The organism is Pseudomonas sp. AC247, assembly GCF_979258015.1.
In genome coordinates, this window is sequence record NZ_OZ409829.1 from 4,929,081 (window position 1) to 4,951,569 (window position 22,489).

General features: G+C 59.6%; 20 protein-coding genes. 6 read left to right on the forward strand and 14 right to left on the reverse strand.

Annotation, left to right across the window (positions count from 1 at the left end; all coding sequences use genetic code 11):
- Positions 1 to 182: 182 nt before the first annotated feature.
- Complete coding sequence (gene mdaB, locus ACZZ0B_RS22460) at positions 183 to 773, reverse strand: NADPH:quinone oxidoreductase MdaB (protein ID WP_008083391.1); 591 nt, start codon at positions 771 to 773, stop codon at positions 183 to 185.
- 185 nt (positions 774 to 958) lie between these two features.
- Between mdaB and ACZZ0B_RS22465 the strand changes: the two genes are divergently transcribed.
- Positions 959 to 1,273 carry a putative quinol monooxygenase gene (locus ACZZ0B_RS22465; protein ID WP_463546262.1) on the forward strand — a complete coding sequence of 105 codons (315 nt, stop codon included), beginning with the start codon at positions 959 to 961 and terminating at the stop codon, positions 1,271 to 1,273.
- Here ACZZ0B_RS22465 and ACZZ0B_RS22470 read toward each other — a convergent pair.
- Positions 1,263 to 2,027, reverse strand: a complete 765-nt coding sequence (locus ACZZ0B_RS22470; RefSeq protein ID WP_463546263.1) for a sulfite exporter TauE/SafE family protein — start codon at positions 2,025 to 2,027, stop codon at positions 1,263 to 1,265. The genes ACZZ0B_RS22465 and ACZZ0B_RS22470 overlap by 11 nt on opposite strands.
- Positions 2,028 to 2,239: 212 nt before the next feature.
- Here ACZZ0B_RS22470 and ACZZ0B_RS22475 point away from each other — a divergent pair, with 212 nt between their 5' ends.
- From ACZZ0B_RS22475 to ACZZ0B_RS22485, 3 genes are all read left to right on the forward strand, one after another.
- Positions 2,240 to 3,121: a LysR family transcriptional regulator gene (locus ACZZ0B_RS22475; protein ID WP_463546264.1), complete on the forward strand. Its 882-nt coding sequence runs from the start codon at positions 2,240 to 2,242 to the stop codon at positions 3,119 to 3,121.
- A 195-nt stretch (positions 3,122 to 3,316) separates the two neighbouring features.
- Positions 3,317 to 3,823: a flavin reductase gene (locus ACZZ0B_RS22480; protein ID WP_045123182.1), complete on the forward strand. Its 507-nt coding sequence runs from the start codon at positions 3,317 to 3,319 to the stop codon at positions 3,821 to 3,823.
- Positions 3,824 to 3,889: 66 nt separating this feature from the next.
- Positions 3,890 to 4,165, forward strand: a complete 276-nt coding sequence (locus tag ACZZ0B_RS22485) for a LysR family transcriptional regulator (protein ID WP_008083384.1) — start codon at positions 3,890 to 3,892, stop codon at positions 4,163 to 4,165.
- A gap of 33 nt (positions 4,166 to 4,198) precedes the next feature.
- Here the strand turns inward: ACZZ0B_RS22485 and ACZZ0B_RS22490 are convergent, their stop codons facing one another.
- From ACZZ0B_RS22490 to ACZZ0B_RS22520, 7 genes are all read right to left on the reverse strand, one after another.
- Positions 4,199 to 4,759 (reverse strand): chorismate--pyruvate lyase family protein, encoded by a 561-nt coding sequence (locus ACZZ0B_RS22490; protein WP_463546265.1) that lies wholly within the window; start codon positions 4,757 to 4,759, stop codon positions 4,199 to 4,201.
- Between the two features lie 77 nt (positions 4,760 to 4,836).
- Positions 4,837 to 5,202 (reverse strand): ArsR/SmtB family transcription factor, encoded by a 366-nt coding sequence (locus ACZZ0B_RS22495; protein ID WP_008083365.1) that lies wholly within the window; start codon positions 5,200 to 5,202, stop codon positions 4,837 to 4,839.
- Positions 5,203 to 5,330: 128 nt separating this feature from the next.
- Positions 5,331 to 6,782 (reverse strand): efflux transporter outer membrane subunit, encoded by a 1,452-nt coding sequence (locus ACZZ0B_RS22500; protein WP_440093065.1) that lies wholly within the window; start codon positions 6,780 to 6,782, stop codon positions 5,331 to 5,333.
- 10 nt (positions 6,783 to 6,792) lie between these two features.
- Positions 6,793 to 9,870, reverse strand: a complete 3,078-nt coding sequence (locus ACZZ0B_RS22505) for a MexW/MexI family multidrug efflux RND transporter permease subunit (protein WP_008083358.1) — start codon at positions 9,868 to 9,870, stop codon at positions 6,793 to 6,795.
- Positions 9,867 to 10,967 (reverse strand): efflux RND transporter periplasmic adaptor subunit, encoded by a 1,101-nt coding sequence (locus tag ACZZ0B_RS22510; protein ID WP_463546266.1) that lies wholly within the window; start codon positions 10,965 to 10,967, stop codon positions 9,867 to 9,869. Before ACZZ0B_RS22510 ends, ACZZ0B_RS22505 begins: the two co-directional genes overlap by 4 nt.
- Before the next feature lie 135 nt (positions 10,968 to 11,102).
- Positions 11,103 to 12,260 (reverse strand): acyl-CoA dehydrogenase family protein, encoded by a 1,158-nt coding sequence (locus tag ACZZ0B_RS22515; RefSeq protein WP_463546267.1) that lies wholly within the window; start codon positions 12,258 to 12,260, stop codon positions 11,103 to 11,105.
- Positions 12,261 to 12,489: 229 nt separating this feature from the next.
- Positions 12,490 to 13,365, reverse strand: coding sequence for an NAD(P)-dependent oxidoreductase (locus ACZZ0B_RS22520; RefSeq protein WP_008083354.1), 876 nt, complete (start codon positions 13,363 to 13,365; stop codon positions 12,490 to 12,492).
- A gap of 156 nt (positions 13,366 to 13,521) precedes the next feature.
- Between ACZZ0B_RS22520 and ACZZ0B_RS22525 the strand changes: the two genes are divergently transcribed.
- Positions 13,522 to 14,667, forward strand: coding sequence for an LLM class flavin-dependent oxidoreductase (locus ACZZ0B_RS22525; RefSeq protein ID WP_440093060.1), 1,146 nt, complete (start codon positions 13,522 to 13,524; stop codon positions 14,665 to 14,667).
- Between the two features lie 91 nt (positions 14,668 to 14,758).
- Here ACZZ0B_RS22525 and rfbA read toward each other — a convergent pair whose 3' ends face one another.
- From rfbA to ACZZ0B_RS22550, 5 genes are all read right to left on the reverse strand, one after another.
- Entirely contained in the window at positions 14,759 to 15,682 is a 924-nt protein-coding gene (rfbA, locus tag ACZZ0B_RS22530; protein WP_008083352.1) for a glucose-1-phosphate thymidylyltransferase RfbA, read from the reverse strand.
- Between the two features lie 62 nt (positions 15,683 to 15,744).
- The gene (rfbB, locus tag ACZZ0B_RS22535) at positions 15,745 to 16,827 is read right to left on the reverse strand and encodes a dTDP-glucose 4,6-dehydratase (RefSeq protein ID WP_158830159.1); all 1,083 of its coding nucleotides are present in this window, start codon (positions 16,825 to 16,827) and stop codon (positions 15,745 to 15,747) included.
- 64 nt (positions 16,828 to 16,891) lie between these two features.
- Entirely contained in the window at positions 16,892 to 19,069 is a 2,178-nt protein-coding gene (locus tag ACZZ0B_RS22540; protein ID WP_463546268.1) for a prenyltransferase/squalene oxidase repeat-containing protein, read from the reverse strand.
- 22 nt (positions 19,070 to 19,091) lie between these two features.
- Positions 19,092 to 20,342 (reverse strand): glycosyltransferase family 28 protein, encoded by a 1,251-nt coding sequence (locus ACZZ0B_RS22545; protein WP_008083347.1) that lies wholly within the window; start codon positions 20,340 to 20,342, stop codon positions 19,092 to 19,094.
- Positions 20,339 to 21,139 (reverse strand): acyltransferase, encoded by an 801-nt coding sequence (locus ACZZ0B_RS22550; RefSeq protein ID WP_463546269.1) that lies wholly within the window; start codon positions 21,137 to 21,139, stop codon positions 20,339 to 20,341. Before ACZZ0B_RS22550 ends, ACZZ0B_RS22545 begins: the two co-directional genes overlap by 4 nt.
- Positions 21,140 to 21,877: 738 nt before the next feature.
- Here ACZZ0B_RS22550 and ACZZ0B_RS22555 point away from each other — a divergent pair.
- On the forward strand, positions 21,878 to 22,222 hold the full coding sequence (locus ACZZ0B_RS22555; protein WP_158830155.1) for a cupin domain-containing protein: 345 nt from the start codon (positions 21,878 to 21,880) through the stop codon (positions 22,220 to 22,222).
- Positions 22,223 to 22,489: the final 267 nt, after the last annotated feature.

Sequence of the window (22,489 nt, forward strand, 5' to 3'; positions counted from 1 at the left end):
GCGCGGGGCCGCTGCGCGACCCATCGGGGATAAATCCCCTCGCCACAATAAATCCCATCAACACAGGTACATCCCCTCAACAATGAATCCCATCAACACAGATAAATCCCCTCAACAATAAATCTCTTCACCACAATAAAACCCATAACCCCAGATTAATCCCCTGGGCACAGGTGGTAGCCTCAAGCCTTAAGGCCAAACACCTCGGTCAGATGCTGCTCGTAACGCGCCACATCACCCTCGATGTTCGGGCGTTTCATCACGTCCACGCACAAGAACGTCGGCAATGCGGTCATGCCCAAAAATTCGTTGGCCTTGTGGAACGGGAAGTACACCGCATCAACACCTTTGGCCTCGAAGAAATCCGTCGGGTCATCGAACGCTTGCTGCGGTGCGTTCCAGGTCAGCGACAGCATGTATTGCTTGCCCTGAATCAGACCGCCGCTGCCGTACTTCTGCGAGGCGTCGGAGCGGGTGCGGCCATCGCTGGCGTAGAGGCTGCCGTGGCCTTCGGTGAAGACTTCGTCGAGGTACTTTTTCACCGTCCACGGTGCGCCCATCCACCAGCCCGGCATCTGATAAATGATCACGTCGGCCCAGAGAAATTTGGCCACTTCTTCCGCGACGTCGTAACCCTCGTCGATGAAAGTGGTTTTGACGTCGAGCCCGCCACGATCAAGCACGCTCAGCGCAGCTTCGTGCAGGGTGGCGTTGTAGCGACCGTCGGAGTGGGCGAATTTTTTACCGCCATTGAGCAACAGCACTTTTTTCATGACAAAACCTCGGCGCAGCCACTGGGCTGGGGTGAGAAGAGAAACTGGAATGGCGGCAGATTAACCGTCCGCCTCGCGCGGAATAAGCCGTGATTACGCAAAATACATTTGACTGAAAAGCACGAATCGAATGCCGATTATTGCCATAGCATGCGCGGCCATCTGCATTTGAGGAGGTATTTGAGATGAGTGAACGCCAGGGTTTCATCCTGCACGCCAAGACCCGCCCGGAAAAATCCGCGGCCTTCGAGGCGCTGTTTCGCGCCTATGTTGAACCGAGCCGCGCCGAGCCTGGTTGCATCGAATACCACATGCTGCGCGACAAGGAAGATCCGTCGCTGTTTATCTTTTACGAGATCTGGGAGAGCCAGGCGCACCTGGATGTGCACTCGAACCTGCCGCACATGAAGGCATTTTTCGCCGAGCGCATGGACTATCTGGAGCGCGATTTCGATATCCGCCCGATCGACATGCTCAGCGCAGCCTCGGCTAACCGCTGATCAACAAATGGGCGCCGAGCGCGCCCAGACCGATGAAGAACACTCGCTTGAACAGCACCGCGCTGATGCGTTGCCGCAGCCATTGGCCGAGCAACATGCCCAGCACCGCCGGAATCAGCGCCAGCAACGAAGCGCTCAATTCACCGCCGCCGAGTGCGCCACGCCAGAGCAAGCCGCCGGCCAGCGCCAGGGTCGAGACAGTGAACGACAGGCCAAGCGCCTGCACCAGTTCGTCACGGCTCAAACCCAGCGCCTGCAGATAGGGCACCGCCGGAATCACGAACACGCCGGTGGCGGAGGTGATGATGCCAGTGATCAAACCACAGACCGGGCCAAGCCAGCCTTCATGGCGGGGTTTTACACTGAGCGTCGGCAGCAACAAGCCGCTCAGCGCATACAGCAACAACGCCGCACCGAGTCCGCGCACCACCCAATGTCCGCCGGCCATGCCGATCCATAAGGTGCCGATGCCGGTGCCGAGGATGATCATCAGCAACATCGGCCAAAGGCGTTTGATCAGGCCTTGCAGATGCCCGCCGAATGCCAGTTGCCAGAGGTTGGTCAGGGTCGCCGGGATGATCAACAGCGCGGCTGCCTGCGAGGGTGCCATAGCCAGACCGAGCAGACCCATGGCGACGGTGGGCAGGCCGAGGCCGATGATGCCTTTGATCAGGCCGGCGAGAATGAAGGTGGCGATGACCAGCCAGGACAGGGTCAGGCCGAGATTCTGGTAGAAGTCTGCGAGTGTGTTCATGGCGTTACTGTGCGCCAGTCGGGACGGGGTGAAAATCTGCCATATACTGAGGCTGCCTCTCTATTTGCAAGAGGCTGTAATTTTTATTGCGGCTTCTGGCCTCATCGCGAGCAGGCTCACTCCTACATTAGATCTGTGGCCAACACAAAACCTGTAGGAGTGAGCCTGCTCGCGATGAGGCCGGCATAATCACCACAAAACCGGCTGCCGACATGCACTTCGACCTCACCGACCTGCGCCTCTACCTGCACATCCTCGACACCGGCAACATCACCGCCGGCGCCGCTCGCAGCCATCTTTCCCTCGCCGCCGCCAGCGCCAGAATCCGTGGGATGGAAGCCTCGCTGGGCGTTGATTTTCTCCAGCGTGGCCGTCGCGGTGTCACCCCCACACCCGCCGGCACCGCGCTGGCGCAACATGCTCGCGTGCTCCTGCAACAGGCCGAACGCATGCAGCAGGATCTGGCGGATTACGCGCAAGGTGTCAAAGGCCAGGTGCGCCTGCTGTGCAACACCACAGCGATCACTGAATACTTGCCGGAAGTGCTCGCCGAATTCCTGCAACACCATCGCAATCTCGACATCGATCTGCAGGAGCTGCCCAGCGCGCGCATTACCCACGCATTGCGCCAGGGCGCGGCGGACATCGGCATCGTTTCCGACGCGGTTGACACCACCGATTTGCAGACCCGAGCATTTCGCGACGATCCACTGGTGCTGATCCTGCCCTGCGATCATCCTTTGTCCGGACCAAGCGAAGTCAGTTTCAGCGACACCTTGCGCCACGACTTCGTCGGGCTGCGCGCCGACAGCGCACTGGCGGTGTACCTGGAAGAGCAAGCGCTGCACGCCGGCGCACGGATGCAGATTCGCATCCGCGCCGACGGTTTTGATGGCGTGCTGCGCATGGTTGCGATGGGCGCAGGCATTGCCATCGTGCCCCTGGCAGCCATCGAGCGCGCGCCCTCGCAATCGTTGAAAAGCCTGGCGCTGAACGAGCCGTGGGCGCGACGCAAACTGCTGCTGTGCGCCCGCGAATTCGACACGTTGCCGGCGTATGCCAAGTCCCTGCTGCAGACCTTGTCTGACACTTGAGAACAGAGCACTGGCGACCGATCAGGCTGGCATATTTTTCTGCAAAATAAGCACAAGGAATAGCTTGCAAGGTACGTATACATACGTACTATATCGCCAGAGCGAACGTGTTGCCCGATACCGTTTTCGCACAACGACAACGGACAAGGAAGAACGGATCGGCTCCCAATGACCTACATGGAATGAGGTGACGCTGTGGTTGATTCAACGGAGTTTCGTAATGCAATGGCGATGCTGGGGAGTGCCGTCACCATCGTCACAACCGATGGCCCTGCCGGGCGTTTCGGGTTTACCGCTTCGGCGGTGTGCAGCGTGACGGATTCGCCGCCAACGCTGCTGGTGTGTGTCAATCGCTCGTCGTCCAATCACGAGCATTTCAAAACCAACGGTGTGCTGTGTGTGAACGTCTTGACCGGTGGGCATCAGTCGACGTCCGGGGCGTTCGCCAACCGACAGTTGACCATGCAGGAGCGCTTTTCCAGCGTCAACTGCCAGACCCTGGTGACCGGTTCGCCGGTTATCGCCGAGGCGTTGGTCAGCCTTGACTGCCGTGTCGCGAAGATCGACGAGGTCGGCACTCACAGCATCTTTTACTGTGAAATCCTCGAACTGCAGCACAGCGAAGCCACGGAAGGCCTCGTCTATTTCAATCGCAATTACTACCGTCTGAACGACGAGTTGCGCCTGGCCCCGGATCAGTGATTATCCCTGAAGGCCGGCGTGCGGCAGTCTGCACGCCGGCCTCCAGGTCTAAACAGGGAAGTGACCATGCTATTCAATGAAGACAACTTCGCGGATATCGACCTGAACCTGATCATCATCTTTCTGGTGTTGTTTCGCGAACGCAGCGTATCGCGCACGGCCGAGCGGCTGAACGTCAAACAACCGGCCATCAGCGGGTCGCTCGCGCGGTTGCGCAAGCGCTTTGATGACCCACTGTTTCTGCGCTCGTCGAGAACCATGCACCCCACCTGCAAAGCCCAGCAACTGGCGCAGGCATTGACGCCGGCGATCAGCCAGATCGAAGCGGTGATTCGGCTCTGAACTTGCGGGAGCTGGCTCCCGCAAGGCTTTAATTCACGAGGCGGATTTCAGGCCCGAGGCGTACTCGACCCGCACCCAGAACGCGGGCAAAAAACATTCACTGACCAACAGCGGCGAGCCATTGCGGGTGAAACGCGAGCGCCGCGCCAGCAGGCGTTTGGCCTGCGGCGCGAAGCGATGGGAGAGTGCCGTCAGCGGCGCGCCGGGGGCTAACACGGCGCACTGAAACGGCTCGCGCAGGGTCTGCTCTGACGTGTAGAGAATCTCCGCCAATGGTCGTCCGCCGTAGTTGTTCAACTCCGACCAGTCGCTGTGCAACGCCGGCATGCTGGTCAGGCTGCGCGCGGTCACGCACGCCTCGCCATCGAGTTTCATCACCACTTCACGCACCCAGCCAGTGCTGGCCGCGGGGACGTTCAAGGCTTGCGCCTCATCCGGATTGAGCGCGCCGTGGAACTGCTCGACCACTTCGATCGAATAGGCGCCCATGGCTTTCAGACGCGGCGTCAGCGCTCCCGGCAGAAACAGCCAGTGCTGTTCCGCGCCGCTCAGTTGCGCCAGTGGTCGTGACGACCAGTAATGACTCGTATCCATAACCGCACTCAACCTCCCTGTTGATCGTCATTGTATTGCTGGCGCTGAAGAACAAGGCCTTCAGCGCAACGTCGTGGTCATTGCGTACTGCTGTCTTCGGTCACTTCGTGCTTGCTGATGACATCGACGGTCTGCTCGTCGAACTTGACCGCCGTGAGCAGCGAATCAAGCAAGCCGGGAAACCGCAGGTCCATGTCTTCGCGACGCAGCGACAGCAGGTTTTCCCGACCGTACGGCCGTTGCCAAATCAGACCGCTGTCACGCAGGACCCGCCAGTGGTGAGTCATGGTCGACTTCGAGGCGCCCTTGAGGATCCGGCCGCAAGGATGTTCCTGGCCATCGGCCAAGACTTTCAAGACAGTCAGACGCAACGGACTGCCCAATGCGGACAGAACATTCTCTAAAAGGATCTGGTCCTGATTGGGGTGATTCGGGACGTTCATAGGTAGGTACCTTTGATGATATAGGCGGGAGAAAACTTGCTTGAATTCGTCTATACGAGAACAGTAAGACTATACACAACAAGCCCCTCCCGGCGACAGCCGTCCCGCTGGCTACGCCACGTCTGTCACTACAGCCCGGCGCTCTGCGCCGCCTGCAACGGTTGCTCCTGGAACCCGCCGCCCAGCGCTGCCATCAACGAAATCGAGCTGTCGATGTGCTTGCTGTTGAGGAACGCCAGACGCATTTCGTCCTGAATCAATTGTTGCTCGATGTTTAGCGCATCGAGGAACGTGTCCTCCCCGGCCTTGTAGCGCGACTGCGACAGATCGTAAGACGACTGGGCAATCGTGCAGGCGTCACGCTGCACGACAATCTGCTGCTCGAAAGAGCGCAGTTGCGTCACCGAAATCGCCACTTCGTGCAGGGCCGAACTGAGCACGCGGTTGTACTGCGCGATCGAGCTGTCCAGTTGCGCATTGCCGGCCTTGAGGTCGGAGCGCAGGCGCCCGGCATCGAAGATCGGCAGCGTCACGGTCGGCGCAACGTTCCAGAACTTGCTGACGCCGGCGAACAGCGCATCCCCGGTCAGCGCGTGCGAGCCTGCGGCGGCGACCAGATTGATGTTGGGATAGAACGTGGTCTTCACCGCTTCGATGTTTTTGTTCTCGGCTTCGACGCGCCAGCGCGCCGCGACGATGTCCGGGCGACGCCCGAGCAGTTGCGCCGGCAATTGCGCCGGCAACGCCACGACGCTGGCTTGCAGACTCGCCGGACGCTCGATGGTGTGCGCACGATCAACGCCTTTGCCGATCAGCGCCGACAACTGCAAGCGAGCGATTTCGATGTCCTCGTTGGCGCCGATCAGCGTCGACTCCGAACGCGCCTTGAGGCTTTGTACCTGCTTGAGTTGCGACAGGTTATCCAGCCCCGAGCCGTAGCGTGAATCGGTCAGCTCGACCAGTTTGCTCAGGCGCTCCAGATCGCGGCGATTGAGCTCCGAAACCTGCCAGGCGTAAGCCAACTGGTTGTAGGCCTTGACCACGTTGACCGTCAGAATCAGGCGCGACGATTGCAGATCGACTTCGGCCGCCATCGCGCCGTTCAGCGCCGACTCCCAGGCGGCACGCTGGCCGCCCCAGAGGTCGAAGGTGTAGTTGAAATTGACCGCCAGATTGCGTGCGGTGAAGTACTGGTGCCCCTCGCCGCTGTAGTCCTCGAACTTCGACAGACGACCACGGGTGACACCGGCCGCCGCGTCCATTTGCGGGTAGCGCTCGGCGTCGCGCAAGTCGAGAAACGCATTGGCCTTGGCCACCCGCGCCGTGACTTCCTGCAGGTCCGGGTTGCTGGCATAGGCCTCCTCGATCAGCGCGCCGAGGCGTGGATCGCCCAACGTCGCCCACCAATCGCTGCGCGGCCATGCGGCCGGCGGCAGGGTGTCCTTGAGACTGTCGGAAGACGCCTCGCCAAGCGACAACAATTTGCCCTGGTGATTGATCCCGGCGTAGTTCACACAGCCTGCCGACAACAGGATGGAAACGGCTAGGGGCGCCAGCATGAAGCGTGTAATCCGATACATGAAAACGTCCTCACAAGGTGGGTTGCGGCGCACCGGCCATGGCGGCTTCAGTGACGCGGGCCGGCTGCTTGATCGAACTCAGCAGGGTGTAGACCGACGGCAGAATGAACAGGGTGAACAACGTACCGATGAGCATCCCCACCACAATCACCAGGCCCAGGCCGAAACGGCTGTTGGCGCCGGCACCACTGGCGAACAACAACGGCGCCAGACCGACCACCATCGCCGCGGTGGTCATCAGGATTGGCCGCAGGCGTACTTGCGCGGCGTGCTGAATGGCTTGCACGCGGTCCATGCCCTGCTTGCGTTGCAGTTCGTTGGCAAACGCGACCATCAGAATCCCGTGCTTGCTGATCAAGCCGATCAGCGTGATCAAACCGATCTGCGTGTAGATGTTCATCGAAGTCATGCCCAGCGCCAGCGGCACCAATGCGCCACAGATCGACAGCGGCACGCTGATCAGGATGATGAACGGATCGCGGAAGCTCTCGTATTGCACGCTCAGCACCAGGTAGATGATCACCAGGGCCAGACCGAAGGTGAACGCCAGGCTGTTGCCTTCCTGCACGTATTGGCGCGCGTCGGACTGCCAGTCGAAACTGAAACCGGCGGGGAAACTTTCCGATTGTTTTTGCAGGAACTCCACCGCAGCACCCAACGTCACGCCCGGTGCCGGAATGGCCTGGAACGTCGCAGAGTTCTGTTGGTTGAACTGGGTCAGGCGGTTCGGTTCGACCTTGACGCTGAGGGTGGCCAGCGTCGACAACGGCACCGGATTGCCCTTCTGATCCTTGACGTAGTAGAGCTTGAGGGTTTCCGGGGTCAGGCGGTCCGAAGAGATCGACTGTGGAATCACGTCATACGAACGCCCGTGGAAGGAGAACCGGTTGACGTACTTTTCGCCGATCAGACTGTTCAGCGTCTCGCCAATGTCCTGCATGCGAATGCCCAAGGCGTTCGCCTTGGCGCGATCGACCTGAATCTCCACCACGGGATTGTTGAAGTCCAGATCACTGTCGACCACCGCGAACAGACCGCTGGCCTGCGCCGCTTGCTTGAGCTGATCCATCACGTTGAACAGCGCCAGGTATTCCTGATCGCTGCGAATCACCATCTGCACCGGCAAGCCACCGGTGGAGCCCGGCAGAGGCGGCATCTGGAAGACGAAAATGCTCGTGCCTTCGATCTGGTTCACCCGGGCCTGCAAGTCCGGCTGAATGGTATTGGCATCGCGGCCACGTTTTTCCCAATCGACCAGGTTGATCCCGCCGACGCTGTTGGACAGGCCGTCAGTGCCGTTGGCCACCCAGTTACTGTAACCCTCGGGAATTTCGTTGAAGGTCTCGTAGAGTTTGTGCGCGTACGCTTCGAGGTAATTGAGGTTGGCGTGCTGCGGCGCCTTGATCGCGGTCAGCAGAATGTTCTGGTCTTCCAGCGGTGCCAGTTCGGTCTGCGCCGAGCGATAGAGGAACGGCAGGCTGAAGAAGATCACCAGCGCCACGGTCAGACTGATCCAGCGCTTCGCCAGCGAACCGCCGAGCAACGCGCCGTAACGGCGAGCCAGATTCTGGAAGAAGCGATCGGCCTTGACCGCCATGAACCCTTCACTGGTTTTCGCATCCAGCAAACGCGTACTCATGATCGGCGACAAGGTCAGCGCGACGATGCCGGAAATCACCACGGCGCCGGCCAGGGTCAACGCGAACTCTTTGAACAGCGTGCCGGTCAGGCCGCCCATCAAGCCGATCGGGGCATACACCGCCGCCAGCGTGAAGGTCATCGCCACCACCGGCCCGGCCACTTCCCGCGCACCGATCAACGCCGCATCAAACGGTGTCTTGCCCTCCTCGATATGCCGGTGGACGTTCTCCACCACGACGATGGCGTCGTCCACCACCAGCCCGATGGCCAGGACCATGGCGAGCAGGGTCAGCAAATTGAGACTGAAACCGAACATCTGCATGAGCATCGCCGCGCCGAGCATCGACAGCGGAATCGTCACCAGCGGAATCAATACCGTGCGGAACGTGCCCAGGCAGAGGTAGATCACCAGCACCACGATCACCAGCGCTTCGAGCAGGGTGTAAGACACCTCATCGATCGACGACTGAATGAAGTGCGCCACTTCGAAAGGAATCTGTACGGTCACGCCCGGTGGCAGGGTTTCCTGGATTTGTGGCAGCAATTCGCGCACACGCTTGACGATCACCAGCGGGTTGCCGGTCGGCGCCGCGTCGAGGCCGAGGAACAGCGCCGGCACATCGCTCATCGCGCCGCTGGTATCGGTGGATGCCGCATTCAGCTCGACCGTGCCGACATCGCGCACACGAATGATGTGGCCGTTATCGTTGCGCAGCACCATGTCGCGGAAGTCTTCCACGCTGTTCAGGTCCGTGTTGACCCGCAGGTTACTGACCACATACAAACCTTTGACCTGACCGGGTGCGGCCTGGAAGTTGTTGCCCTCGATGGCGGTCGAAACGTCCTGGCCGGTCATGCCGTAGCCAGCCAGGCGTTGCGGGTCGAGCCACAGGCGCATGGAGAGTTTCTGCTCGCCCATGATGTTGATCTTCGCCACCCCTTCGATGCCGGCGAACATCGGTTCGACGACGCGGGAAATGTAGTCCGACATTTCCGGAATGGTCAGGTTGGAACTGGCAAACGCCACGTAAGCCACGCTGGTGAAACCGCCCGAGGTGCGTTCCACCACCGGGTCGTAGGCATCCTTGGGCAAGCGATATTTGATCTGGTTGACCTTGGCCATGACCTCGGTCAGCGCCGCGATGGAGTCACTGTTGAGCGCCATGCGGATCGTTACCTGGCTGCGCCCCTGAGTCGAAGCCGACGACAGATAATCGATCCCTTCGACCGAGGCCACCGCCTGACTGATCGGCTGAGTGACGAAGCCTTGCATCAGTTCGGACGAGGCGCCCGGGTACTGGGTGGTGACCGTGATGGTCGACGTTTCCAGCATCGGATACTGGCGAATCGGCAGGTTCATCAGCGCCCGGACACCGAACAACAGAATCAACGTGCTGACCACCACGGCCAGCACCGGCCGGCGAAGAAAGAGGTCGGTGAAATTCATTTTTCCAGCCCGCTGAGTTTGAGAGCAATGGTGTCCGGGATACCTTCCACGGCCACGCCGTCATGCAGTTTCAATTGACCCGAAGTCACCACCTGCGCACCGTCGTCCAGGCCCTTGTCGACCACGGCCCAACCGTCGCGGCGCTCGCCGACCTTGATGCTTTCACGCTTGACCTTCTGCACACCGGCTTCGTCGGTGTAGACCGAGAACACACTCTCGCCGTAGGCGTTGTAGGTGATGGCGGTTTCCGGGATGAGCAATTCGGCGGTCTGCGGCAACGTCACCGAGACCCGCGCATACATGCCTGGGCGCAGGAGTTTTTTGGTATCGGTGATGACCGCTTGCACATTGATGGTGTGGGATTGGTTGATCTGTGGGTCGACCGCAACGATCTTCCCGGCAAACGTCTGATCCACCCAGGCATCGACCTTGGCCTGCACGGTCTGGCCCAGTTGCACCCGCGAGCCATCGCGCTCGGCGAGGGTGAAATTGACCCGCAGCACACCGGGATCCGTCAGCGTTGCCACCGCGCTACCGGCCTGCAGATATTGGCCGAGGTGCGCCTGGCGAATACCGAGGGTGCCAGCAAATGGCGCACGAATATGACGCTGGGCGATCTGCGCCTGCATGCGCTCCATGTCACCTTTGGCTGCGTCGTATTGCGCTCGGGCGCTGTCGAAGGCGCGGCGGCTTTCTGCACCGCTTTTGGCCAGTTCCTGAACCCGGGCAAATTGCGCCTTGGCCGATTCGAACTCGCCTTTGAGGCGCACCAGTTCACCCTGCTCCGGCGCGTCGTTGAGCTTGAGCAACACCTGCCCCGCCGCCACTTGATCGCCGGACTCGAAATCGATGTCGACCACTTTGCCGCTGACTTCGGCCGAGACCAGCACCTGACGCTGCGCTTCCAGTTTGCCGATCGCTTCAAGGTAGTAGGTGTACGGTTGTTTTTTGGCCACGGCCAGACCAACCCGCGTACTCGGGATGCGCTGGTCGGCAGCGGCTTGCGGTGGCGCCCAGAAGCGCCAGCCGAGCACAGCGGAAAAGATCAGTACGAGGAGAAGAAAAACCAGCGATTTAATGATATTTCGGGCAAGCATATGGCACTCCCTTGACTCTTTATTGCGAGCACAAAAGTTCAGTTATTAAGAAAATAAAGGTTGTTGCACAAAACAGGCGCGCTATATATCCCTGTGGCAATTCACGTGTAACGCGCCTGTTTTGTTAGTTATCTGTCAAGCCGCTGCCAGCGCATTGGTTTTATCCAGATAATATTTACCGATACCGTGCAAGTTCAAAGGCGACAACGTGAAGTGCTTCGAACCGGTATGAATATCGCGGAAGCAACGTTCCAGAAAGTGCGACTTGTAAACCGCCTTCGAACCGGCCATCGAAAAGATCTGATTGACTGCGTTCACCGAGTTTTCGGTGAGCACTGACGCCGCCAGGCCGACGCGCGCACTGACCGGTTCACCGAAGGTTTCACCGCGATTGATCACTTGGTGAATCGCGTCTTCGAGCAGCAACTGGGCGGTGTGCACCGAAGAGATCGCCCGACCGGTTTTTTCGAAAATCACCCCTTCAAGGCCTGGATCGGCGTTGACGGCGCGGTCGTTGCGGAAGTGGTCGACCGCCGCGCGGGCAACGCCCAGCACGGTGGACATCGCTGCCAGCGTACCGAACTCGTAGTAACCGGTAGCGTAGGCACGCGAGCTGCGCGCTTCGGGCGATTGCTTGAGGCTTTCGGTGTTCAGGGAGAAGGCCTTGTTGACCAGCACCTGCGAACATTCGAAGTGATGGCTGCCGGTGCCGCGCATGCCAAGGGTGTCCCAGGTCGGCAGGATCTGGCACTGGCTGGCCGGCACAAAGAACATCCGCACTTCGGGTGTGGTGTTGTTTTCCGTGCCTTTGACGGTTGCGGTGCAGACCAGCCAGTCGGCATGCGCCGAACCGCTGGCGAACGCCCAGCGGCCGCTGAGCAGGTAATCGTCGCCCATCGGCAGCGCTTCGCCACCGGAGTGAATGGCGCCGATCACAAAACCATCGCAGTGGTTGTAGATCGCTTCGGAGGTGCTTTCCGGCAAGTAATCGGAGAGTCGGCCCATGGCCACCTGCACGGCCAACTGCCAGGACAGCGAAGCGTCATGCCGGGCAAATTCCAGCAACAGTGCCGAGGTGGTCTGAATGTCGACCTGGGATCCGCCGAATGCCCTGGACACTGAAGTGCGGCCAAAACCATCCTTGAAAAATTGAGACATCACGTCCTTGTGCGTCGCGTTCGTCTGCTCGCTGTAATCTCGGTGCTGAACGATCAGCGGGTTCAGTGCACGCACCTTCTCGAGCCATTCATTGGATTCGGAGGGAAGGCTGTTCCATTGCATTAGATTCTTCATAACGGCTCCTAGCTATTATTTATTGAGGGTCAGCAGATGAAAAAACAGACAGAACTTTTATTGTTGTTAAACCCCGGCAAAAATGTACGTCTACAGTCGTACATTGACAAGCGTTATTATCAGACTTCTTGCATATTTCAGAAAAAGACAACTAACACTCAAACTAATACTCAAGGCGCAAAGTGCCCACCGAACTTGCACTGAAGTTACGGCTTGCCCTACCGCATGATTACTTTGAGCCAGCGCGTCGGTCACTGACCTGCGAAAGTGACGCCCAGTCCTGGTCGGCCTGACCGTGGGCCATGCCATCGAGCAAGTTGTCCTTCAACACACTGGCAAACGGCAGCGGCACGTGCGCAGCTTCGCCGGCCTCCAGCGCCAGGCGGACATCCTTGAGCCCCAGCGACAGCTTGAACCCGGCGGGCTCGAATTGTTTGTCGACCATCAGTTTTCCGTAGCCCTGATACACCGGCACGGCGAACAGGGTCGAGGTGATCATCTCGATGAAATCCGCGCGACTGATGCCGTAGCCGTTGGCCAGGGTCGACGCCTCGGCGGTTGATTCAATGGCTGCGGCAATCATCAGATTGGCCGAGAGTTTGGCGACGCAGGCGCGTTCTGCGTCTTCGCCGAACGGCCAGGTCTTGCGCCCCAGCACATCGAACAGTGGCTGCACCCGCGCCAGCGCCTCGGCATCGCCTGAGGCGAGGATATTCAGATTGCCGGCGGCCGCGACATCCACACGCCCCAGCACCGGCGCCGACACATAAGCCACACCGCGCACCTTGTGCAGGGCCGCCATTTCCCGGGCGAGGGCGACAGACACCGTGGACATGTTGACGTGAACGCTGCCGGGCGCCAGACCGTCGATGGCGTGGGCATCCAGAAACACCGCACGAATCGCCGCATCGTCGCCCAGCATCGAAATCAGCACCTCGGCGCGAGCCGCGAGCGCCGGGCTGTCGACGGCTTCGGCACCGGCATTGACCAGCGCCTGCAACGGCGCCGCCGAGCGGTTCCACACACGCACCTGATGCCCAGCCTTCAGCAGGTTCAGCACCATCGGTGCGCCCATCGTGCCCAAACCGATAAATCCCAGTTCCATGTCGCGCTCCCGTCTAGATGAGGTGGTCGAAATCCGTTCGAACGATGATGCACAATTGCGATTGTACGTGTACAGGCGTACATTTCAAGTACCGCGACGATTTAACCTTCGCGGCAGGGTTTCAAACATACCCTTTACCCAAGGCAAGGAGGCTTTATGCAATTCGGGATCTACACCGTTGGCGACGTCACACAAGACCCTACCAACGCCCGTACCCCCAGCGAATCGGAACGCATCCAGGCCACCCTGCAAATTGCGCAGAAAGCCGAAGACATCGGGCTGGATGTGTTCGCTACCGGCGAGCATCACAATCCACCGTTCATCACCTCCTCTCCCACCACGCTGCTGGCCTACATTGCCGCGAAAACCCGACGCATCATTCTGTCGACGTCCACTACCCTCATCAGCACCAACGACCCGGTGCGCCTGGCTGAAGAATATTCGCTGCTGCAAAACCTCTGCGGCGGGCGCATGGACTTGATGCTCGGGCGCGGCAACACCGCACCGGTCTATCCGTGGTTCGGCAAAAACATCACCGACGGGCTGCCGCTGGCGATGGAAAACTATCGCCTGCTGCATCGGCTCTGGCGCGAAGAAGACATCAACTGGAGCGGTCGTTTTCGTACCCCGTTGAACAACTTCACCTCCATTCCGCGTCCGTTGGATGACCTGCCGCCCTTCGTCTGGCATGGCTCGATCCGCACCCCGGAAATCGCTGAACAAGCGGCGTATTACGGTGACGGCTTTTTCGCCAGCCACATCCTCTGGCCGCGCGAGCATTTCATGGCCCTGGTCGAGTTCTATCGGGCGCGTTTTGCCCATTACGGCCATGGCACGCCGGAGCAAGCCATCGTCGGCCTTGGCGGGCATATTTTCATGCGCCGCAATTCCCAGGATGCCCGCCGCGAGTTCCGCCCCTACTTCGACAACGCGCCGGTGTATGGCCACGGTCCATCCCTGGAAGAGTTCATGGAGATGACCCCGCTGGCCGTTGGCAGCCCGCAGGAAATCATCGACAAGACGCTGACCTTCCGCGAGTACTTCGGCGACTATCAGCGCCAACTTTTCCTGTTCGACCATGGCGGCATTCCGTTGAAAACCGTGCTGGAACAGCTCGACATGTTCGGCAAGGAAGTGCTGCCGGTGCTGCGTGAAGAAACCCGCAAACGCCGCTCGCCGCTGGCCGCCGAAGCACCGACCCACGCCAATCGCCTGGCACATCTGCAATCGCTGCAGATGCCGCCAGCCGACTCACACCCGAACGCTAAAACGCCACAAGCGGACAGCGTAACCGGCCACTAAAACCGCAGAGAGCGAGCTTGCTCGCCAGTGCGCTCGTGCGGGGTGTTGACCCTGCCGAGCGCTTGGCGCGCGCACTGAAATGCCCGGACAATCAGGCCGCGCCCTTCAGCGAACGCTGGGCATCCAGCACCGTCAGCACGTCATCGTTGATCAGTCGTGCCAGATACTGACCGTAACCGGTCTTGCTCATGCTCCCCGCCAGCACCAGCAACTGCGCGTCATCGATCCAGCCCTTGTTGTAGGCAATCTCTTCGAGGCAGGCGATTTTCAGGCCCTGACGTTTCTCGATGGCCTGGACAAAATTGCCCGCTTCCATCAACGCGTCGTGAGTCCCCGTGTCCAGCCAGGCCATGCCGCGGCCCATCACCGACACGTTCAATTGCCCACGTTGCAGATAGACATTGTTGACGTCGGTAATTTCCAGTTCGCCGCGCGGCGACGGCTGGATCTCGGCGGCAATGCGCAGCACTTCGTTGTCGTAGAAATACAGGCCGGTAACGGCGAAGTTGGACTTCGGCTCACTCGGTTTTTCACAGATGCTCAGGGCCTTGCCGCTGGCGTCGAACTCCACCACGCCGAAGCGTTCCGGGTCCGCCACGTAGTAGCCGAACACGGTCGCGCCCTCTTCGCGGGTCGCAGCCTGCAACAGCGTTTCACCGAAGCCGGCGCCGTAGAAAATGTTGTCGCCGAGCACCAGGCAGACGTTGTCATCGCCGACAAATTCGCGACCGATGATGAACGCCTGGGCGAGGCCGTCCGGGCTCGGTTGCACGGCGTAACTCAGGCTCAGGCCCAATTGGCTGCCGTCGCCGAGCATGCGCTGAAAGCCCGGCAGATCTTCGGGAGTGGAGATGATCAGGATCTCGCGAATTTCCGCCAGCATCAGCACCGACAGCGGGTAGTAGATCATCGGTTTGTCATACACCGGCAGCGACTGCTTGGAGACGCCCAAAGTGATTGGATGCAACCGCGAGCCAGCGCCGCCCGCCAACAGAATTCCCTTGTACTTGGCCATGCCTGTTTCCTTTTCAGCAATAGATGACTGACGCCAACCGGCGTCATTGACGGGGGGTGATGTCAAGCCACGTGGGCTTCTTGCAACTGGTCGCCGAGACGTTCGAGGGCGTAGGCGCCGGAGATCACACGAATCCACCAGGCGCGATTATCGAGGTACCAATCAACGGTTTTTTTCATGCCGCTGTCGAAGGTTTCCTGCGGCGTCCACCCCAACTGCGCGTGGATCTTGCCGGCATCGACGGCATACCGTTTGTCGTGGCCCGGGCGATCCTTGACGAAGGTGATCAGGTCGCGGAAATGCGCGACCCCGGCCGGTTTCTGCGCACCCCGCGCCTCAAGCAGATCGCACACGGTGTGCACCACTTCAAGGTTGGTTTTTTCGTTGTGACCACCGATGTTGTAGGTCTGCCCCACTTCACCGTTGCTGACCACCGCGTAAAGCGCCCGGGCGTGATCTTCGACAAACAGCCAGTCGCGGATCTGCGCACCGTCGCCGTACACCGGCAGCGGCTTGCCTTGCAGTGCATTGAGAATGACGTGCGGAATGAGTTTTTCCGGGAAGTGGTACGGCCCGTAATTGTTCGAGCAATTGCTCATCACCACCGGCAGCCCGAACGTGCGATGCCAGGCGCGCACCAGATGATCCGAACCGGCCTTGGTCGCCGAGTAAGGTGAGCTGGGCGCATAGGCGGTGGTTTCGGTAAACGCCGGATCTTCAGGCTCCAGATCGCCGTACACCTCGTCGGTGGAAATATGGTGGAAACGGAACGCCTGCTGACGCGCAGCGTCCAGACGGTTCCAATAGCCGCGCGCGGCTTCGAGCAGGGTGTAAGTGCCGACGATGTTGGTTTCGATGAAGGCTTGAGGGCCATCGATCGAACGATCCACATGGGATTCGGCCGCCAGATGCATCACCGCGTCCGGTTGCAGACGCGCGAAGAGTTCGTCCAGCGCCGGCTTGTCGCAGATGTCCACCTGGCAGAAACGGTAACGCGGCGAGTCCGCGATTTCAGCCAGCGACTCCAGATTGCCGGCGTAGGTCAGTTTGTCGACATTGATCACTTCGCACTCGGTTTCATTGAGCAGAAACCGCACCACTGCCGAGCCGATAAAGCCCGCGCCCCCTGTCACTAAAATTTTCATCAGCGCCTCCCCTGGCAAAATGATGATTCACAGTCCTTCGATGCTGCCCGCCTTCAGGGGCGGGTCAGTTCAGCAATGCCACCCAGTATTGCGACAGGCCTTGCTCAAGAATCAGCAGCGTCTGGATGCAGACGAAGCTTTCGTCGGTGGTCGCCGAGGTCGAGTTGAGCGGGCCGAAACCACCGTCCTGTTTCTGGTGAGAGGCGATCCAGTCTTTCGACGCCTGTAAATGTGTCGGCTGCGCATCGAGCAGGTACATCGCCGCAATTGCCATATACGTGCCGACCAGACTGACCGCTTTGCCCGGCCGATAGTGGAACGAGCCATTGGCCAATTGCAGGCTCTGCAGCCACTCCACGGTCTGCCGTACATCGACGAGGCGGCGGTCGAGAATGAACAGCGTGGACACCACGCGGTACACCGAAAACGCATCCGGTGGATAACCCGGCTTGTTGCCGAATCCGCCGTCGGCCGAACGGCAACGCAAGGCGAACGCCATCACCGCTTGCTCATCCACGGCCTTGGCGCCCAGCGCGTGCAGCGACAGCACCGCAAGGTTGGTGTGCCAGATATCGGAGCCGAAACCCGCCACGTCGCCGAACCCGCCATCGCTGTTCTGACACGCTTGCAGGTAGCGCACACAACCCTCGATATCGCCCGGCAAGGCACCCAGCACACGCAACGACAACACCGCGCAGTACGTGGCAAAGACATCACTCAAGTGCCCCGGCTGTTCGGCAAAACCGCCGTCGATATTTTGCGAGGCCTGGATGCAATCGATCAGGCTCGCCTTGTTTTCGATTGGCAGGCCCAGTGCGTGCAGGTCGCAAATCACATGCAGGCCGGAAAACACCTGCCAGGTCTTGTCGGCGCGAAAGCCCAGCGGCGTGGTTTCGGCAGTCAGGCCGTAAGGGGTCTGAGTCGACGCCCGGGCCTTGGCCAGCCACGCGAGATAACGCTGCAGATCAACATTGATCGACGGTACGCCGCGTGGATGAATGTCCTGCACGTCGCCCTGCCCATCGATGACCTCCAGCTCGCGGTTCACCCGCTCGGCGTCGTCGTGTGCCGGCGTAATCGTTACCGGCGCGATGGACTGCAAGGCATGCGCCGCGGCCAGTTGGGTTTTCAGACTCTTCAAATGCAACGGCAAGTACGTCAGGTTGCCGATGCTGAAAATCCCTGGCTGACGCGGCGGCGCCCAGAACTGACGAATGAACGGCACAGTCGGGTCATCGGGCGTCGACCAGAAATAGCCTTTGCCCATGAACAGCCCACCGTTGCGGGTGTCGTGAAACTCCAGCAACGCAGCCGTCACCGAGGCTCGGTCACTCTCGCTCGCACCGCCCGGCAACGCCTGGATCGCCTGCATCAGCAACGCCACGTCGTACGCTGTCTTGATCGGAAATGGCGACTCATGACGTTTGTACGACGTGTGCCAATCGCAGCGGACCTTGCCGTTGATGCCGACCCGGTCCCAGTAGCCGCCGTAAGCCGGATCGCGGAACAGTGCCAACGTTTGCAGTACAAACGAGCGCGCCAGGTTCGACAACGCGTTGTCGTCACGCACGTTGGCCAGACGCGCCAGCACCAGGCTGACGTGTGCTCGCACCGCGCAACGGCTCAACGCAATATCAACGCACGACTCGCTGTCGCTGCCGGCTACCCGGGCTATCAGGTTTTCGGCGTGCACCTGCAAATGCCCGAGCAAACCGAGGCCCAAAGGCTCGTTACCGATGTGCGCCAGCAGTGCCGTGGCGCTGATGTCGAGGTCGATCGAGGTCGCCAGTTCCAGCGGCGTCGACCAGTCGCTGCTGTACACGCCAGCGACGGTAGACCGGGCATAAAGCGCTTCGACCTGCTCCAGCAGACCGGCAATCGCCGCGCGGTTGGTGACGTCTTCCGGCACCCGCCGTTGGTAGGCGATCAATGCCGCCAGCGCATCCAGTTGCAGCGCCAGGGTTCTGCAGCGACCGGAGCCGTGCGGCGTCCAGTAGCGATCGGCAAGTTCGTGAAAACCTGCATTCAGAGCATCGTGCAGACGCATCAGCCCGGCATGGGCAAAACGCAGTTGTGCGTCATCGCCGTGTTCGGCCTGATACAGCGTTGCGTCGATCTGATCCTGCAACTGCTTGTCGCTGGAAATCGCGACCTGCCCACTGGCATCGGTGACGGCAAAAAAACCACCGAACTCGATGTCCTTGAGACCTTGATCAAATAGAAACTGCGGATGCAGCGCCATGGTGAATCCCTCTTCCTTGAGGTTAAGCCGCTTTGCTTTCGGTCAATGGCACAACAGCGCCGTTGCACAATTCGATGATGCGCGTTGCAGCACGGGCCGCGCCTTCGCCGTCCGGTGCAGCGACCTGTTGATGGGGCGCGTAGTACGCCGCCGACTGGGTGTCTTTCTCCAGCTCGCTTTGCACCAGTTCGACGAGGCGGTCGCGATCGTGTCCCAGGTGTGTCGGAAAACCGAGCAGCTCCAGACGACGCAGGGCTTCAAGCTCGTGGTACTCGGACTTGGACGGCAGCACGAACAAGGTCGGAATGTGCAGGGCGGCAATTTCGGTGACGGTGATCCAGCCCGGCGCCGAAATCAGCAGGCTGGCTTCGCGCAACAGGCCCATCCAGTCGGGGTAGTAAGGCACGCACACCACACCGTCCTGGGCGGCGATATCCTGACGGCCGAGCAACACCAGTTTCAGATCCGGATTGCGTTCGCGCAGGACCTTGAAGCTGTCCAGATACGCGGCGAGCAACGCATCCTTGTTTTGCGCAAACATGGTGGTGCCGCTGATCGACGCGACAATGAACGGCGAATCGCCAAGGTTCAGTTGCTCGCGCACGTTCAGGCCGCTCTGCACATTGATGTCGCGAATCATCGGCCCGACAAAGTGCGCCTTGCCGCTGAGCAGCGCTTCGGCGACCGGCGTGCCCTGATCCAGAGAAGCCACGTACGGCTTGTCGGTCAGCACCAATTGGCTCTGGTTGATCATCCAGTTGAACTGGCTGTGCAGTGCGGTGCGGGCCCGGGCCATTTCCAGCGCATTGACCTCGAAGCCGCCGTCGGCCAGGTCATGGTCTTCCAGCTGGCAGAGGGTGAAGTCATATCGCTCGGTGACGAACACCAGCGGCGTACCGCTGAAAATCGCCGCCAAACAGGCTGCCATGTTGTAGTCCGAGACCAGTACGGTCGGTTTGTATTCGGCGATCAGCGCCAGATAAGAGAGAATTCGCTCACCCGACAAGAAGGTATTGGCGATATAACCGCCAATGTAATTGGCCCAGTCGAGTTCTTTCGACAAGTTGCTCTTTTTCGAGTAGTCGACCAAACGACCGGCAATATCCACCACCTCGACACCGGACTTTTCAAACAACGGTGTAAACGTCGGCTGCAACGAAGCCAGCGCCACGGTCAGGGGCATGGCCGGACACTGCTTTTTAATCGCCTGAGCGATCGACAGCGCACGCATGTTATGACCGGAACCGGTTGGATTGGGGGCAAATAAAATCATTCTTGAATCTCCATTAGTTGAACAACGCCATGAACCACAGTGTTTTCCAATACATCCCTTATAACCACTGAGTGGGGCTTTATAACTGCACCATCACCGACATTCAGTGGACCTACCAAGAGCGCGCCTTCACCAATCACGCAACGACTTCCAATCCGCACCGGGGCTTCTTCCCAAGGCAGCGAGCGGAATGAATGGTCGTGAGTTGAAGCCACAATCGTGACGTTGTCCGCCACTTCGCTGAACACGCCAATCGACACGCCGCCAGCGGCTTCGATGACCACACCTTCGCCGAGCCGGACACCCGTGCCGAGTTCGATGCCGCCCAGTTGCGACATCCCGCCCTGACGGCTGCTGCGCCCGATCAGAATGCAATCGCGGGCGATTTCCACCGACGCACCACCGCGTAATTCCGCGTCGATCAAAGCCTCGTCGCTGATTTCCCAGGTCGCGGTGTCGGGGTTCAGCGATTTGAGCCGGGAGACCGACTGCGTTGAGCGATCAAGCATCGAAGGCAAGCCGGAACGGGCCCTTTCCCGCACTTTCGCCAACACCTGCCGGGGGCTCGGGCGACCGTCCTCGACCACCGAACGGAAGCCGATAAAGCGCGCCGGGCGCCCAACCATGATGGCGTCGGCCGGTACATCTGCCGTCACCAGAGCACCGGCGGCGATCACTGCGCCAGCACCAATACTGACACCTGCGTTGACGGCGACCTTGGCGCCGAGCCAGACATTTTCGGCGATGCGGATCGGTGCCTGCGCGGTGCCGCTGCATTGCACACCCGTGGCTAACATGCTGGATTGACCGATCGCGGCAAACTGCACATCGCAGCGGAAACCGATAAAACAGTCATCCGCCACCTGAACATTTTGCAGACGAGTGCCTGCTCGCACCCACACATGCCGGCCGAGCACACTGCAACTGTCAACGGAGGTTGAAACTTCAATTACATTTACGTCGTCCACAATCTAGCCTCATTCCATGATGCCGAGCACAAGTGATTTTTTCGGCGCAGTAATACCGCGCACGCCGTCAATCAATGCAGATCAATCATTAACGATTTATTTAAATGCTTATCTCAAAGCACGCATGACATTGCGCCTGCGCCACTTATTAACTGACTGTTCCATTCAATTATCGTTATTCATTAACGACAGGTGAAAGTTCACACTTGGGCCAATGGCCAAGTCTGTTGTCGGTCCGAGAAAAAGCGAGTTCAAGTCTGTCCGTGACTCAGGTGTAACTCCATCAGGGTGGGAATGTCCTTTAGTACGAATGTTATAGTACAGACGATTTTCTTTTGCAATAGGTGTCCGAATGGTTATCTCGTTTTAGTCTAAAAATTTATTGAACTTTTATGGGGCAAGACTGTATTAAATTCGTCATATATGCACAGCATTGGTGCAAATCCCCGGCGTTACGAGAAATTTCCGCTCAGCGCTCCTAAGCATCCCGAGGTCGACCCCAGACATCTGGGCTGCTTCACCAGACGTTAGGGTGATGATTCAACTCGTCATTTGTCTGGAGCCACCATGTCCGCCCCTATCACCGTTCTGCGCGACACCCACCCGCTGCCGGTACTCGACGCCTGCAAATGGGAAAAACTCGAAGGCGACCCGCACACCGTCAACCTCAACGCCTACACCAGCGAAGACGGCAGCAAGATCATGGGCACCTGGATCTGCACACCGGGCAAGTGGCGCGTCGAATACGTGAAGTGGGAGTACTGCCATTTCCAGGAAGGCTACTGCGTGATCACTCCGGACGGCATGGCGCCGATCCACCTGCGCGCTGGCGACATCTTTGTGATTGAGCCGGGGATGACAGGGACGTGGGAAGTGGTCGAGACCGTTCGCAAGTATTTCGTGTTTGCCTGATAAAGCAAAAGATCGCAGCCTTCGGCAGCGCCTACATGGGAATGTGTTTCTGTAGGAGCTGCCGCAGGCTGCGATCTTTTTTGGCACAAAAAAGCCGGGAGATCACCCGACGTGATGTCCCGGCAACACCTACTGCAAATTTCTTAACCACACCCCAATGATCCCTGTGGAAACAGGAACCCTGTGGCGAGGGGATTCAGCGAAACGTCGCACCGCCCCGCTCGGCTGCGCAGCAGTCGCAAAACCTGAGCACTCGGTTTACCTGAC

Coding starts and splice junctions, on each gene's coding strand:
- mdaB (WP_008083391.1), bottom strand. CDS start 773: ATGAAAAAAGTGCTGTTGCTCAATGGCGGTAAAAAATTCGCCCACTCC.
- ACZZ0B_RS22465 (WP_463546262.1), top strand. CDS start 959: ATGAGTGAACGCCAGGGTTTCATCCTGCACGCCAAGACCCGCCCGGAA.
- ACZZ0B_RS22470 (WP_463546263.1), bottom strand. CDS start 2,027: ATGAACACACTCGCAGACTTCTACCAGAATCTCGGCCTGACCCTGTCC.
- ACZZ0B_RS22475 (WP_463546264.1), top strand. CDS start 2,240: ATGCACTTCGACCTCACCGACCTGCGCCTCTACCTGCACATCCTCGAC.
- ACZZ0B_RS22485 (WP_008083384.1), top strand. CDS start 3,890: ATGCTATTCAATGAAGACAACTTCGCGGATATCGACCTGAACCTGATC.
- ACZZ0B_RS22490 (WP_463546265.1), bottom strand. CDS start 4,759: ATGGATACGAGTCATTACTGGTCGTCACGACCACTGGCGCAACTGAGC.
- ACZZ0B_RS22495 (WP_008083365.1), bottom strand. CDS start 5,202: ATGAACGTCCCGAATCACCCCAATCAGGACCAGATCCTTTTAGAGAAT.
- ACZZ0B_RS22500 (WP_440093065.1), bottom strand. CDS start 6,782: ATGTATCGGATTACACGCTTCATGCTGGCGCCCCTAGCCGTTTCCATC.
- ACZZ0B_RS22505 (WP_008083358.1), bottom strand. CDS start 9,870: ATGAATTTCACCGACCTCTTTCTTCGCCGGCCGGTGCTGGCCGTGGTG.
- ACZZ0B_RS22510 (WP_463546266.1), bottom strand. CDS start 10,967: ATGCTTGCCCGAAATATCATTAAATCGCTGGTTTTTCTTCTCCTCGTA.
- ACZZ0B_RS22515 (WP_463546267.1), bottom strand. CDS start 12,260: ATGAAGAATCTAATGCAATGGAACAGCCTTCCCTCCGAATCCAATGAA.
- ACZZ0B_RS22520 (WP_008083354.1), bottom strand. CDS start 13,365: ATGGAACTGGGATTTATCGGTTTGGGCACGATGGGCGCACCGATGGTG.
- ACZZ0B_RS22525 (WP_440093060.1), top strand. CDS start 13,522: ATGCAATTCGGGATCTACACCGTTGGCGACGTCACACAAGACCCTACC.
- rfbA (WP_008083352.1), bottom strand. CDS start 15,682: ATGGCCAAGTACAAGGGAATTCTGTTGGCGGGCGGCGCTGGCTCGCGG.
- rfbB (WP_158830159.1), bottom strand. CDS start 16,827: ATGAAAATTTTAGTGACAGGGGGCGCGGGCTTTATCGGCTCGGCAGTG.
- ACZZ0B_RS22540 (WP_463546268.1), bottom strand. CDS start 19,069: ATGGCGCTGCATCCGCAGTTTCTATTTGATCAAGGTCTCAAGGACATC.
- ACZZ0B_RS22545 (WP_008083347.1), bottom strand. CDS start 20,342: ATGATTTTATTTGCCCCCAATCCAACCGGTTCCGGTCATAACATGCGT.
- ACZZ0B_RS22550 (WP_463546269.1), bottom strand. CDS start 21,139: ATGTTAGCCACGGGTGTGCAATGCAGCGGCACCGCGCAGGCACCGATC.
- ACZZ0B_RS22555 (WP_158830155.1), top strand. CDS start 21,878: ATGTCCGCCCCTATCACCGTTCTGCGCGACACCCACCCGCTGCCGGTA.